Source organism: Rahnella sp. RcJ3 (assembly GCF_009498575.1).
Lineage (GTDB): Bacteria > Pseudomonadota > Gammaproteobacteria > Enterobacterales > Enterobacteriaceae > Rahnella > Rahnella aceris.
Window position 1 is genome coordinate 139,191 of record NZ_QSNX01000004.1, and the last position, 13,636, is coordinate 152,826.

At 54.8% G+C, this 13,636-nt stretch carries 11 protein-coding genes; 3 read left to right on the forward strand and 8 right to left on the reverse strand.

Annotated features, from left to right (window positions below):
- Positions 1 to 83: 83 nt before the first annotated feature.
- From pqqF to fhuE, 8 genes are all read right to left on the reverse strand, one after another.
- Positions 84 to 2,276, reverse strand: coding sequence for a pyrroloquinoline quinone biosynthesis protein PqqF (pqqF, locus tag DXU84_RS07125; protein ID WP_153375232.1), 2,193 nt, complete (start codon positions 2,274 to 2,276; stop codon positions 84 to 86).
- Between the two features lie 7 nt (positions 2,277 to 2,283).
- Positions 2,284 to 3,417 carry a pyrroloquinoline quinone biosynthesis protein PqqE gene (gene pqqE / locus DXU84_RS07130; RefSeq protein WP_370461742.1) on the reverse strand — a complete coding sequence of 378 codons (1,134 nt, stop codon included), beginning with the start codon at positions 3,415 to 3,417 and terminating at the stop codon, positions 2,284 to 2,286.
- Complete coding sequence (pqqD, locus tag DXU84_RS07135) at positions 3,404 to 3,661, reverse strand: pyrroloquinoline quinone biosynthesis peptide chaperone PqqD (protein ID WP_037033221.1); 258 nt, start codon at positions 3,659 to 3,661, stop codon at positions 3,404 to 3,406. Before pqqD ends, pqqE begins: the two co-directional genes overlap by 14 nt.
- Before the next feature lie 26 nt (positions 3,662 to 3,687).
- Entirely contained in the window at positions 3,688 to 4,455 is a 768-nt protein-coding gene (pqqC, locus tag DXU84_RS07140) for a pyrroloquinoline-quinone synthase PqqC (protein ID WP_037032804.1), read from the reverse strand.
- Between the two features lie 11 nt (positions 4,456 to 4,466).
- Complete coding sequence (pqqB, locus tag DXU84_RS07145; RefSeq protein ID WP_013578119.1) at positions 4,467 to 5,378, reverse strand: pyrroloquinoline quinone biosynthesis protein PqqB; 912 nt, start codon at positions 5,376 to 5,378, stop codon at positions 4,467 to 4,469.
- Between the two features lie 58 nt (positions 5,379 to 5,436).
- Positions 5,437 to 5,508, reverse strand: coding sequence for a pyrroloquinoline quinone precursor peptide PqqA (pqqA, locus tag DXU84_RS07150; protein WP_013578120.1), 72 nt, complete (start codon positions 5,506 to 5,508; stop codon positions 5,437 to 5,439).
- A 170-nt stretch (positions 5,509 to 5,678) separates the two neighbouring features.
- A complete protein-coding gene (locus tag DXU84_RS07155) occupies positions 5,679 to 6,716 on the reverse strand; it encodes a dipeptidase (protein ID WP_153375234.1) in 1,038 nt (345 codons plus the stop codon).
- A gap of 336 nt (positions 6,717 to 7,052) precedes the next feature.
- Positions 7,053 to 9,278: a ferric-rhodotorulic acid/ferric-coprogen receptor FhuE gene (gene fhuE, locus DXU84_RS07160; protein ID WP_153375236.1), complete on the reverse strand. Its 2,226-nt coding sequence runs from the start codon at positions 9,276 to 9,278 to the stop codon at positions 7,053 to 7,055.
- A 793-nt stretch (positions 9,279 to 10,071) separates the two neighbouring features.
- Here fhuE and DXU84_RS07165 point away from each other — a divergent pair.
- The 3 genes from DXU84_RS07165 (at position 10,072) to DXU84_RS07175 (ending at position 13,618) form a co-directional block, all read left to right on the forward strand.
- Positions 10,072 to 10,974 (forward strand): homocysteine S-methyltransferase family protein, encoded by a 903-nt coding sequence (locus DXU84_RS07165; RefSeq protein WP_153375238.1) that lies wholly within the window; start codon positions 10,072 to 10,074, stop codon positions 10,972 to 10,974.
- Positions 10,975 to 11,043: 69 nt separating this feature from the next.
- Positions 11,044 to 12,585 carry an ABC transporter substrate-binding protein gene (locus DXU84_RS07170; RefSeq protein ID WP_173362124.1) on the forward strand — a complete coding sequence of 514 codons (1,542 nt, stop codon included), beginning with the start codon at positions 11,044 to 11,046 and terminating at the stop codon, positions 12,583 to 12,585.
- 94 nt (positions 12,586 to 12,679) lie between these two features.
- Positions 12,680 to 13,618 (forward strand): ABC transporter permease, encoded by a 939-nt coding sequence (locus DXU84_RS07175; RefSeq protein ID WP_049804373.1) that lies wholly within the window; start codon positions 12,680 to 12,682, stop codon positions 13,616 to 13,618.
- The last annotated feature ends 18 nt before the right edge of the window (positions 13,619 to 13,636 follow it).

The window sequence follows — 13,636 nt, forward strand, 5'->3', positions numbered from 1 at the left end:
GTGTAGACGAAGAAGAGTTTTTACTCCTCCCCCTGCGGAGGCCGGGAGGGGTTTTAAGGACGAAACGATGGCCAAAGCAGACATCAACTTCTTGATTTTTTTGTAATACCCCAACCCTCACCTTCGCAGGGGAAGGCGTTGTCCGGTGTTCCCAGACAGGCAGCCAGTTGTTCCCCAGTTACGCCCGCGATGATCATCTCATTCACGGGGGGCGCAAAGGCAAACTCCCTTAACCATTGCTGCCTCGCCGCTTCCAGCCTGTCAGCGGGCCGCGCGCTAAGCGATTCCCGCAACACGCAGCGCTTTTCTTCCAGTGTCTCCGGGGTAATGCCGTCAATGATGGCCGGGATCTGCGCGATAAACGTATGGATAAACCCCAGCAGTGTTTCTGCGCTATACGTAGGCGATTGTAATGCAAACAAAATGCCGGACTGGCGGGCGGTCTGATGGAAACGGCAACTCACTACGTATCCGACATTTTTTTCGACGCGCAATTGCTGGAAGAATTTGGGTTCGAGGAACGACGCTAAAATCTGCGTGGCGGCCAGGCATTCAGCGGTGTTTTCCGCCAGCGGACAGAATAGCAATACCGCAGCATCGTCTCCGGCGGTCGTGAATTCATGCACTCCGCCTGACGAGCTGCTGACCACTTCCGGCAGTTTTGCCAGCAGGGTGCGTATCGCGATATCCGATGCCAGCTGATGCTGTTCCTGCTCAAACAGCCGTTTGCCTTGTGCCAGCGCGGCGGGAGAAGGCGCGCGCAGCAGTTCGAGCGCCGTGGCGAGCGTGCGCGTCGCCCATGCCTGAGAGCCGCTAAGTTGTAATAATCCGTTGCCCTGCGCACAGGTAAACACCAGAGAATGACCTGCATGGGCAGATTGCGCGCAAAGGGCGCGCAGGCTGGCGCGGGCGATACACGCCTGAAGTAAGGTCAGCGGGGCACCGGTGGTCAGGATGCTTTCCCCTGTTTTAAGCTTGATTCCGGCGGACGGGAGGTAAAACCTAAAAGGTGATTTCGTGACGTTGTCACATTGTGATTGCCATTCTTTAAAACTGACCGGCAGGGTGAAGCCTTTTACCGGGGTGTTTTGACCAGACACATCCGGCGCAATCCACAGCCGCGTCATGTTTTCCGGCTTTAACTCGCTGAGCAATATCTGCCAGCCGTTATGCGCGGCGGGCGGGAAATCCAGGGTGCGGGCGCGCAGTTGATCCAACGGCGTCAGGCGGCTGAAATCGCGATGCGCGAGGGCAATGTAATGTTGCAAATGCCCGGTGCGTAAAGCATGAATCTGTTGCAGCCAGTGGCAGAACAGTGTTTCCACACGTGCACATAAAACAGGCGTGGTATCGCAGACGAGAAATTCAATACTGAGAATAGCGTCACTGTCGGATGCGTACGGCAGCGAAACCTGCACGCTGTCTGCCAGCGCCTGGGTTCGAAGTTGATCCAGCAAACTGCCCGGCGCTTCATCCGCCAGGAACTGACGCAATAACGTCAGCGCGGGCGAGGGCGTGACCGGGAACGAAAAACGCAGTCGTGGTGACCCGTCAAGACGCAATTGCAGATGGCGTTCGTCGCGCAATACCAGAGGCTGAGCAGGCGCTGGCTGAGAACCGTTGCAGGCAACAAAGGCATTGCCGTAACGCTCTGCCAGCGTGGTCAGTTCAGCGACAGATTGCGGCCCCTGTAACCACAACGTGAGCTGCCCTGCCGTGAAAAATTGCTGATGATAGTCCGTCAGTGCCTGTTGCAGAGCGGAAATATCCTCACCGAAAGCGGTACGGTTACCGACGTGAAAATCATGCAGTTGTGCCGGAGCCGCAAAGGCCAGACTCAGCGCCGCATTACAAAGGGAATCCGCATGACCGGTCAGCATGCGGTATTCGGCGTCGATCACCGCCACTTCCTGCTGCACGGCCTCCGTTGCCAGCAAAGGTTGCGCCAGCATATCCACCAGCCGTGCCAGACCGTCTGCAAACTTTGCCGGTGTCATATCGAAAAACCACGCCGTCGAGGTGGCGTGCGTGCTGGCGTTGAGTCGCGCCCCTTCGGACTGCGCCCACATCATCAGCCGTTCATCACCCTGAAACTCACGGCTTCCGGCAAACACGACGTGCTCGAACAGGTGCGCCAGACCGGGAAACGCGGGCGGTTCGTGATGACTTCCGGCATCCAAATGAATGAGTGCGGCAGCACGCGGGGCCTGCGGGTCATGAAGAATATTGACCCGCAGGCCGTTTGCCAGCGTCAGTGACTGCACGTCAGGCAGCATCAGCGCATCAGCCTTTAAAAATCAACTGCGAGTTCGCGCGGTTGCGGAACTGCAACTGATTGATCTGAATGTTGGTGCAGTTGGCCTGTTCGCGAGCTGCCACAATTTTGCCATGATGTTCGGATTTGGAGCACACCGGATCGGCGTTGTCGGCGTTGCCGGTGAGCATAAACGCCTGACAGCGGCAGCCGCCGAAGTCTTTCTCTTTTTCAGAACAGGAACGGCAGGGTTCCGGCATCCAGTCGAAGCCGCGGTATTTGTTAAAGCCGAACGAGTCGTACCAGATTTCCTGCAAGGTATTTTCCAGTACAGACGGGAATTCGACCGGCAACTGACGCGCGCTGTGGCACGGCAGCGCCATACCTTCCGGCGTCACACTGAGGAATATCGCTCCCCAGCCGCCCATGCAGCCTTTCGGACGTTCTTCGTAATAATCGGGCGTCACAAACAGCAGGTTGGCCAGATTACCGGTGCCCGCCATTTTCTCGCGATACTGATGCACCACATTTTCGGCGCGGGCGATCTGCTCACGGGTCGGCAATAGTCCTTCGCGGTTAAGCTGCGCCCAGCCGTAAAACTGACAGGTCGCCAGCTCCACGTCATCGGCTTCCAGCTCGATACTCAGGTCGATAATCTTGTCGATCTGGTCGATGTTATGGCGGTGCAGCACAAAGTTCAGCACCATCGGATAACCGTGGGCTTTCACCGCTTTGGCCATGTCGAGTTTTTGCCGGAATGCTTTAGCGTTACCCGCCAGTGCGGCGTTCAGCGTTTCATCGCTGGCCTGAAAACTGATCTGGATATGATCCAGTCCGGCTTCGGCAAACGCATCGATTTTCTTCTCGGTCAGCCCGATACCGGACGTGATCAGGTTGGTGTAAAAACCGAGATCGCGGGCAGCGCGGATAAGCTCAGGCAAATCTTTACGCACCAATGGCTCGCCGCCGGAGAAACCGATTTGCACTGCACCCATTTCCCGCGCTTCTTCGAACACTTTGATCCACTGTGCGGTGGTCAGCTCTTTGTCCTGTTTGGCGAAATCAAGCGGGTTCGAGCAATACGGACATTGCAACGGGCAGCGGTAGGTCAGTTCGGCCAGCAGCCACAACGGTGGTTTGACCGCAGGTTTAAGCAGGTTCACGGAAGGTAATCCACTTTTGAGCATGGGCCTGAGCGAAGAAATCTTTGACGTCATCATTCACGCCACCGGCTTCCGGGAAGCGGGCATTCAGCTCATCGATGATATTGGCAATCGTCCGCTCGCCGTCGACCAGTTGCAAAATGAAGGTCGCGCTGTCGTTAAGTTTCGCCATCCCTTCCGGGTATAAAATCACGTGACAGTCCTGCGTTTTCTCAAACTGCATGCGGTAGCCGCGACGGAACATCGGCGTGTAGTGTTCGGTAATGGTGATCACAGAAGTCGTCCTTTATGCCAGACCGCCTGTTGCGTCACGCTGTGGTATGGCGGGCGGTTCAGTTCGTAAGCCATGCTCATGGCATCGAGCATGCTCCACAGAATGTCGAGTTTGAATTGCAGGATTTCCAGCATGCGCTGCTGTTTTTCGACGGTATCGCAGTATTCCAGCGCCAGTTGCAGGCCGTGTTCCACGTCGCGATTCGCCTGACTCAGGCGGCTGCGGAAGTAACCGTAACCTTCTTCCTCAATCCATTTGTAATGCTGCGGCCAGGTATCGAGACGCGCCTGATGGATTTGCGGGGCGAACAGTTCAGTCAGCGAGCTGCATGCCGCTTCCTGCCAGACGGCGCGGCGGGCAAAGTTAACGTAAGCATCGACCGCAAAACGCACGCCCGGTAACACCCTTTCTTCTGAAAGCAGCACATCACGATCCAGACCGACCGCTTCCCCCAGTCGCAGCCAGGCTTCGATACCGCCTTCACTGCCGCCGTATCCGTCGTGATCGAGAATACGCTGCACCCATTTGCGTCGGGTTTGCGCATCCGGGCAATTGGCCATAATGGCCGCGTCTTTCAGCGGAATGCTGGTCTGATAATAGAACCGGTTCGCTACCCAGCCCTGAATTTGCTCGCGCGTCGCCTGACCATTGTGCATCGCAATATGGTACGGATGATGGATGTGATAAAACGCGCCTTTGGCCCGCAGCGCCTGTTCAAAAGCTTCCGGCGTCATCGGTGACGTCCGGTTTGAAGATGTCGTCATAATCGTTTTACCTAAAGTTCGATGCGCATCCCGTCCCAGCTGACTTCGATGTTTTGCTGCGTCAGTGCCTGCCGCTCGGCAGAGGCTTCATTGAGGATCGGGTTGGTATTATTAATATGGATGAGAATTTTGCGTTCTGCCGGAAGGGAAGACAGCAGGGCAATCAGCCCTTGTTCTTCGGCAAGGGCCAGATGGCCCATGTCCTTGCCGGTATTGCGGCCGACGCCGGTGGTCGCCAGCTCGTTGTCCTGCCACAGCGTGCCGTCAATCAGCAGGCAATCAGCTTTATGCAGCCACTTCAGCAGTTCATCATCTGGCTCGCCCAGACCCGGTGCGTACAGCAGCGAGGTGCCGGTTTTCGTGTCTTCAATAAACAGCGCGATATTGTGGCCGGGGAGCGGTTTGCCGCGGTATTTCGAATACGGTGGCGCGTTACTCAGCAGCGGAATGGCCGTGAATTTCAGATTCGGACAGACGGCCACGGAGAAGCGCTTCTCCGGCCCGATAGCGTGGTGTTGCAGGCCGCCATTCCAGTGCGAAAGCATGGTGAAAATCGGGAAGCCGGTGGTGAGATCTTCATGCACTTCCGGCGTACACCACACCTGATGCGGACAGCCTTCGCGTAAATTCAGCAGGCCGGTGCAGTGATCAATCTGGCTGTCGGTCAGGATGATGGAGCCGATGGCGGTACCGCGTAAAACGTCGTGTTTTATCAGTTCCGGCGTGGCGGCAATCTGGTGGCAAATGTCCGGCGAGGCGTTACACAGCACCCAGTCGGTGCCATTGTCGCTGACGGCAATTGACGACTGGGTCCGCGGAGAGGTTTTCATGGTGCCGTTGCGAACGCCCTGACAGTTGCTGCAATTGCAGTTCCACTGAGGGAAGCCGCCGCCTGCCGCGGAACCAAGTACGATAATCTGCATGTGAGAACCAGGGGGAAAGGGAAGGAAGATGCCCACAGTTAACCGTGGGCACAAGGGCTTAGCGGTTAGAAATGTACAGCGTCACTTCTAAGCCTAAACGCAGGTCTTCGAAAGAAGGTTTAGTCCACATAATTACGTCCTCTTGGTGATTACAGTTTTAAGTTCACTGCCGTTTTAATTGCGGCAGGTGATCGGCTTATTGTCAAATATCGCTGGTTTGGCTAAGAAAATGTTGCGATGAGCTCAAACCGATATTGCCCTGTAAGCCACAGGGATTAGCGCAAAATGCCGGATGAAAAACTATTCACCCCACGTTTGCTTTAATACTTTCAGCCAGTTACGGCAGGCGATTTTTTCGATCAATACGTCGCCGTAACCCGCATCAGACATGGCCTGAATCAGTAACGGCAATCCGGCGACATCGCCGAGGACATCCGGCACATTGATGCCGTCGAAATCCGAACCAAAACCGACATTTTCTTCGCCCAGTTTACCAAGAAGGTTATCAAGATGTTTAACAATTTCGGTGATTGGGGTGTCACCGTTACGTTTTCCATCCGCCCGCAGAAACGCTGTGCCGAAATTAACGCCAACAAAGCCGTCGCTTTCCGCAATGGCAGCCAGTTGTTTATCGGTCAGGTTGCGCGGTTGCGGGCATAGCGCATGCACATTTGAATGGGTGGCAACCAGCGGTGCATCGCTGAATTTTGCCGTCTGCCAGAAGGCCTTTTCGTTCATGTGCGAGACATCGAACAAGATCCTTTTCCGGTTACACTCACGCAGCAATCCAAGCCCGGCGGGCGTCAGGCCCTCACCGGTATCCGGCGAACCCGGAAAATCGCCTTTCACGCCGGTCCCAAACTGATTGGGTAAATTCCACAGTGGGCCGATGCTGCGCAGCCCTTTTTCATACCAGAGTTCCAGCCGCGAGAAGTCATCTCCCAGCGCTTCCGCGCCTTCAATATGCATCACCATTGCCAGCACGTCGTGAGCGATACACTGCTCAATTTCGGCAACCGTCCGGCAGATTTTTGCCCGCCCGGATGACTGTGTTTCGATACGTTCCAGCAGTGAAATCTGCGCCTGTGTGATGGCTAACGCGTCATGAGGCACAGCCGGAGAATTTGGCTTCAGTTGTGGCATATACGAAGCAGGTGGTACGAAAATGGCAAATAAGCCACCCGCGAAGCCACCGAGACGACAACGCCTGAGATCGAGATGTCCTTCCAGTGAGCCATCAAGAAACAGGGCAGCAGGATCTGCTGCATCATGCAGCCACAGGCGCAGTAACAGGTCGTTATGACCGTCGAAGACAGGGGGATGTGGAATGGTGTTCATGATGTTAATGGTACTTTATAAAAGCACGAAAATGTATGCGGAATATGTAATGGTTTGTTTGGGTGATGTTAAGTGATTTGACTGACTTGTTTTCATGTGGAGGTGAAAGAAAAATACGGCTTTGACCTTTTGTCTGCTGGTCAGGCAAATCTCAGTCAGCTCCCTCCCCTGCGAAGGGGAGGGTTGGGGTGGGGTATTAAGGTCAAAATCCAATAGTTAAAGTGTGCTTTTACAAAGAATTAGCCATTAAAACCCCCTCCCAACCTCCCCCTTCGCAGGGGGAGGAGCAAACAGAAAAACATTCTGCATTTGAATTATTGCTGCGGCCTCAGCAAATCAGAAACTATAGCTCGCCGTCACCGACACATTCCTTGGTTCGCCGTAGACCACATACTGGTTCACGCTGGTGTCATATTCCTTGTCAAACAGGTTATTGACGTTGGCCTGCACCGCCAGTTGTCTGGTGACCTGATAACGACTGAACAGGTTAACCAGCGCGTAGCTGCCTTGTTCCGCATAACGGGTGCCGTTGCCGCTTGGGCCCGGAACGGTATCCCAGACGTGGGTCTGCCAGTTCACGCCACCGCCGACGGTCAGATCCTGCAACATCGGCAGACGGTAGCTGGAGAACAGTTTTAGCTGGGTGCGCGGCAGTTGCGGATTAACTGCATCGCCATTTTCATCTTCCGCAATGTAACGGGTACCGCCGAACGCCATCTGCCAGTTATCGGTCAGCGCGCCGTTCACTTCAAATTCCACGCCGCGGCTGACGGTGCCGTTTTTGCCTTCATAGGCGGTATCGGTTGTGCCAGGAATAATGCGGCCGGTGCTTTGTGCCACGTTGTCCAGCTCCGCGCGGAAGAGAGAAACCGACGCGGTCAGACGGCTGTTAAACCAGTCAGATTTTACGCCCGCTTCGTAGTTTTTGCCGATGACCGGTGAAAGGTAGCCGCCGTTGATATCGCGGTAAGTTTGCGGCTGGAACACTGAGGTATAGCTCGCGTAGGTCGACCAGGTATCGTTGATGTCGAACACCAGACCTGCGTACGGCGTGATGTTGTTCTTCTCGATCTGGTCGGTGAGCGTGTGAGAATTCCAGTTGGTGTAGCGTGCGCCAACGATCAGGTGCAGCGGATCCGCCAGTGAAAGACGCGTAGCCACGTAAGCCGATTTCTGACGGATAACATTTTCTTCCGCCAGCGCGCGCGGACCCCAGTCAGTTTCAGGGAACTGACCGTTGAAATCGTTAAAATTGCCCAGTTCTTCGGTTGAGATATTGGCAAAGGAGCTGTAATAGGTGTTCTGCTGTTTGCTGTAGCTCACACCGGTCATCAGTTCATGCTGACGGCCAAACAGTTCATACGGGCCGCTGGTAAAGGCATCCGCACCATCGACTTTACGTTTACCGGTGTTATAACCGGTTCCCGCCACCACCGGATAACCGGCATAAGCGGATTCACCGACGCCGGTGGTTTTATCGAACGTCCCGTCGATATACATCATCTTACTGTCGATATGGGATTCGGTATGGGTGCCGTTCAGCGTGGCCTGCCAGCCATTATCGAACGATTGCTTCAGGGTGGTGAACAGCTTAGTCGTTTCTTTATCGCTGTACGCCCAGTCCGGTGCGGAGTTAAAGCCGCGACGATAATCGGTTTTGCTGCCGTCCAGATACCAGCGCGGCATACCGCCCCAGGTCGGGCTGTCGGTGTTGGTTTGCTGGAATTCGTAGCCTGCGGAAAGCAGGGTGGAATCGGTGAGGTCGGCATCCACGGTGGCATAGACGAATTTTTTGGTGGCGCCGTAGCGTTCAACGTAGCTGTTTTTGTCCTGATAACCGGTGATCAGGCGGCCACGTACGCTGCCGGATTCGTTCAGCGGTGTGGATAAATCTGCCACGTAACGTTGTTTATTCCAGCTACCGTAAGTAGCAGAAACATTGCCGGTGAATTCTTTGCTGTCGGCGTGTTTACGCACCTGATTGACGGATGCTGACGGGTTGCCGGGGCCGGTCATCAGACCGGTTGCACCGCGCACCACTTCGATACGTTCATAAATCGCCGTGTCAGACTGGGAATCACCCAGATCCCAGCGCGGGTCGAAGGTGGTCGGAATGTTATCGACCATGTAGTTGTCGATCAGAAAGCCACGCGCGTAATAAGTACGGCGGTCGAGATCCGAGACGCTTTCCTGAATACCGGTGGTGTTTCTCAGCACATCACCCAGAGATTGCAGTTGCTGATCCTGCATACGTTGCTTGCTGATGATACTGACGGATTGCGGAATATCGCGCGCCGTCAGGGCCATTTTTGTGCCCGCAGTGGTGACCGGAACACTGTAATCGGTGGCGGCAGTCTCCGCGACCCCGGCGCTATTATTCTCACCGGTCACGACAACGGTATCGCCCGCCGTTTTTTTAGCGGGAGTTTCTGCGGCATAAGCAGAATGCAAAGACGACGAAATTAACAATGCGATCACTGAAAGTGAAAGTTTCTTTCCTGAATTATTATGAATATTTTGCTTATTGTTCCTGACAACGCAATTCCCTGAAAAGACACACATAACTATTCTCCACACGGTTATTTTTTTATTTTTTAGGCCACGGCATTTTTGTATGAATACGGCTTTATCTGCATGAGCAAACCCCGCCAGGATCCCCCGTAACAAGGGCTGGAGAAGATAAAATGAGCATGGTTAATAAAGCGAATGAGAATAATACGCATTGGGTTTACTGCTGTAAATAAATATTACAGGCGGGGGGCTACACCGATAGCCGCAATGCTCCCTCCCCTGCGAAGGGGAGGGTTGGGGTGGGGTATTAAAGACAAATTAAGAAGCAGGAGTTTGCTCTGACCAGAACAGTGTTTGCCCTTAAAACCCCCTCCCAACCTCCCCCTTCGCAGGGGGAGGAGCAAAGATGAAAACAGTGTGCCGTTGAATTTAAGATCGTGCGGGCGATTCAGAAAGCTTGCTGAATGAGAGGTTGCAGACCTGAGGCTGCAATCCCGAAATGAAGGCACCGCGCAGCGGCAAGATTTCCAGCCTGTCGCTGTGCTACCTGAAACATAGCCAGCGAGCGATAGCGCGTGTTGAAAAAGCGAAGGGAGATCCAAGAGGGAAAAAGCACTTTTCCCTCTTGGTCGGTTTCGGCGCAGCGCGTTAAGTGATCGCAGCAAGTGAGAAACCAAAATTTTCCAGATCAAGCCCTTCACGGCGAGTGAGACCAATTTGCCATTAAAAACCCACCTTTTAGCCATTAAGAAATCTAGACATCTAAACGTTCGTTTTGTAGAGTGTCACCACCTGCCGGATTAACGTTTGATTCGGCTAAGAAAAATACAACGGCGGTGACACAATGTTCAGTAACGTTAAAATCCTCGACGGCGGCATGGGGCGCGAACTGGCCCGGATGGGCGCTCCTTTTCGTCAGCCTGAATGGTCTGCGCTGGCACTGATGGAGGCTCCGGAATTTGTGCGAGCCGCTCACGATGCTTTTATTGCTGCCGGTTCTCAGGTCATCACCACCAACAGTTACGCCGTGGTGCCGTTCCATATTAGTGAAGATGTTTTTGTGGAGCAGGGCGCGGCGCTGATTGCGCTTTCCGGCAAGCTGGCGCGGGAAGCAGCGGATGCTGCACCGGCTGATGTGCTGGTCGCGGGTTCACTTCCTCCGGTTCTCGGGTCTTATCGTCCGGATCTGTTCGAACCGGTGGCAGCCAAAAAATTACTGCAAGTGCTGGTGAATAATCTGACGGACAGCGTCGATGTCTGGCTGGCCGAAACGCAAAGCTCTGTGGCGGAAGTCGAAGCCGTGCGTGAGGTGCTCGGCGATGACCCGCGTCCGCTGTGGCTGTCTTTTACCTTGCAGGACAATCTTGATGAAAATGGCAATGCGCTGCTGCGCTCCGGCGAATCAGTTGATGATGCCGTAAACGGCGCATTACGGATTTCTGCCGGTGCGGTGCTGTTCAATTGCAGCCGGCCTGAAGTGATGGCCACGGCGGTGAAATCCGCGCGTGCCGCACTGACGGCGCAGGGATCTGCGCTTGATATCGGCGTGTATGCCAATGCCTTCGAACCTTCCGATAATCAGCGCGGTGCCAATGAAGGGCTGAGTAAAATGCGTCAGGACACTGATCCTGCCGGATACCTGGATTTCGCGAAAGACTGGGTGGCGCAGGGTGCCACCATGGTCGGGGGATGTTGCGGGATCGGGCCTGAACACATCGCCGCGCTTAAGCGGGCCTTCGCTAAATAACATCCATAAAAAGAATAAAACGCACATTAATTCTGAAGATGCATTCTTCGCAGACAGGGGAAAAACATGATTGATCGTCGTTCGTTTATCAAAAGTGCGGGGGCACTTTCCGTTGCTGCGGCTACCCACTCTTTGTGGCTGGGCAATGCCTTTGCTGCGGAGGCAGAAAAGCCGAAAAAAGGCGGGCATCTGGTTGTTGGTGTGGATAACGCTTCCAGCACTGACCGTCTGGATCCGGCATTCTGGTTCGAAACTTACATGTATTTCGTCGGTTCTCAGATGTTTAACAATCTGGTGGAAATCGACGAAAACGCCAGACTGGCCCCCTCGCTGGCTGAAGCCTGGGCCTCAACCGACGGCAGCAAAACCTGGGTGCTGAAAATTCGCCAGGGCGTGCAGTTCCACGATGGCCGCTCGCTGGGCGCGAAAGATGTGGTGTACTCCCTGAATCACCATCGTGGTGAGAAATCCACCTCGCCGGTGAAAGGTTATCTCGATACCGTCAGTTCAATTGAAGCCACCGGCGACCATGAAGTCACGATTAAACTGACCGCGCCGGACGTTGAATTCGTCTGGCTGCTGAGCGCCGTGCATTTCGCCATTACCGCTGAAAATGAAAACTTTGACAAAGGCATCGGTACCGGCGCATTTATCCTTGAGAAATTCCAGCCGGGCGTCTCTACGCTGACTAAACGCAATCCGAACTACTGGAACAGCGAACGCGGGCATGTCGATTCTGTCGAAACGCTGGCGATGAATGATTCAACGGCCCGTGTGGCGGCACTGGTCAGTGGTTCGGCACAATTGATTAACCGTGTGAATCCGCGCATCGTCAGCCGCATCGAACGTATGCCGAACCTGAAACTGGTGCGCGCCAAAGACAGTATGATTTATACCTTCCCGGGGCTGTCGAATCTGGCGCCGTTCGATAATGTTGATGGCCGTCTGGCGCTGAAATACGCCATCGATCGTCAGAAAATTATCGATACCGTGCTCGGCGGTTATGCCAGCGTGGCGAACGATAACCCGATTTTCCCGTCGAACCGTTACTTCGCGAAAGACATTCCGCAACGTCCGTACGACCCTGAAAAAGCCCAGTTCCACTGGAAGAAATCCGGGTTCAGCGGCCCGCTGACCCTGAACGTTGCTGATGCCGGTTTCCCTGGTGCGGTTGATGCCGGTCAGCTTTATCAGCAATCCGCCGCCAAAGCTGGCATTAATCTGAATGTGGTGCGCGTGCCGGACGATGCGTTCTGGAATGATATCTGGCAGAAGAAAGCCTTCGTGTCGTCGAACTGGGCGAACCGTCCGACCGCCGATGCGCTGCTCTCGCTGGTGTTCACCAGCCAGTCTTCATGGAACGAATCCGCGTGGCACGTACCGGCTTTCGATGCGATGGTCAAAGCCGCGCGCGGTGAAGCGGACGAAGCGCGCCGCAAACAGATTTACCATGACATTCAGGTGATGCTGGTTGATCAGGGCAGCGAGATCATTCCGCTGTATGCCGATGCACTCGACGGTTGTTCCGCCAAAATCAAAGGGTTCACGTCCGTTCCGGGGATGCCGCTGAGCGGTAACCGTGCGGCAGAGAAAGTCTGGATCGAAGGCTGAACCGGGTAAAAATATGTCTGACTTATCTGCACAACAGAAAGCGACTCAACGGCCTGCGGGCCGTTTTTCGCAACCTCATTCCAGCTTGCTGAGCATGGTGCTGATACGCCTGTTTTATGGCGTGCTGGTGGTGCTGGCAGTTTCCGTGCTGATTTTTGCCGGTGTGCAACTGCTGCCGGGCAATGCTGCGACGGCGATCCTCGGCCAGAGCGCCACGCCGGATGCCATCCGCGAACTGAACTTGCAACTGGGGCTGGATAAACCGGCAGTCAGCCGTTATCTGAGCTGGTTGACCGGTGTGTTGCACGGCGATTTTGGCACCAGTTTCTCCACCCGTGAAGCCATCAGCGGCCCGCTGTTTACCCGCCTGGGCAACACGTTGTTTCTGGCCGGATGTACCGCCGCGATTGCGGTTCCGCTGGCGCTGCTGATCGGATTTATTTCCGTTCGTTATCAGGGCAGCGTAATTGATACGCTGCTCAACGCCATCACCCGCGCAACCGTCGCGCTGCCGGAATTTTTCTCCGGCTATCTGCTGATCCTGATTTTTGCCATCACGCTGGCATGGGCGCCGAGCAACAGCAGTATTACGGCGGATATGCCGCTGGCAGCTAAACTCTCCGCCATTTCCCTGCCGTGTGCCACGCTGGTGCTGGCGATCCTTGGCCATATGAGCAACATGACCCGCGCCGCGCTGATTGCCGCGCAAAGTTCGGCGTATGTCGATACTGCGTTGCTCAAAGGGCTGTCGCCGTCGCGCATTTTGTGGCGTCACGTATTGCCCAATGCCGTGGGGCCGATCATCAACGTCGTGGCGATCAATCTGGCGTATCTGATGGTCGGTGTGGTGATTGTTGAGAACGTATTTGTTTATCCGGGACTCGGGCAGTACATGGTCGACAGCATCAGCAAACGTGATATTCCGGTGATGCAGGATTGCGCGTTGCTGCTGGCTGGCATTTATATCCTGCTGAATTTGCTGGCGGATGTGATGGCACTGGTCGCCAATCCGCGTTTACGCCACAACCGCTGAATCTTAGGAATTGCTGTA

Excerpts from the sequence above, each read along its gene's own strand:
- pqqF (WP_153375232.1), bottom strand. The coding sequence starts at position 2,276 with ATGCTGCCTGACGTGCAGTCACTGACGCTGGCAAACGGCCTGCGGGTC.
- pqqD (WP_037033221.1), bottom strand. The coding sequence starts at position 3,661 with ATGTTCCGTCGCGGCTACCGCATGCAGTTTGAGAAAACGCAGGACTGT.
- pqqC (WP_037032804.1), bottom strand. The coding sequence starts at position 4,455 with ATGACGACATCTTCAAACCGGACGTCACCGATGACGCCGGAAGCTTTT.
- pqqB (WP_013578119.1), bottom strand. The coding sequence starts at position 5,378 with ATGCAGATTATCGTACTTGGTTCCGCGGCAGGCGGCGGCTTCCCTCAG.
- DXU84_RS07155 (WP_153375234.1), bottom strand. The coding sequence starts at position 6,716 with ATGAACACCATTCCACATCCCCCTGTCTTCGACGGTCATAACGACCTG.
- fhuE (WP_153375236.1), bottom strand. The coding sequence starts at position 9,278 with ATGTGTGTCTTTTCAGGGAATTGCGTTGTCAGGAACAATAAGCAAAAT.
- DXU84_RS07165 (WP_153375238.1), top strand. The coding sequence starts at position 10,072 with ATGTTCAGTAACGTTAAAATCCTCGACGGCGGCATGGGGCGCGAACTG.
- DXU84_RS07175 (WP_049804373.1), top strand. The coding sequence starts at position 12,680 with ATGGTGCTGATACGCCTGTTTTATGGCGTGCTGGTGGTGCTGGCAGTT.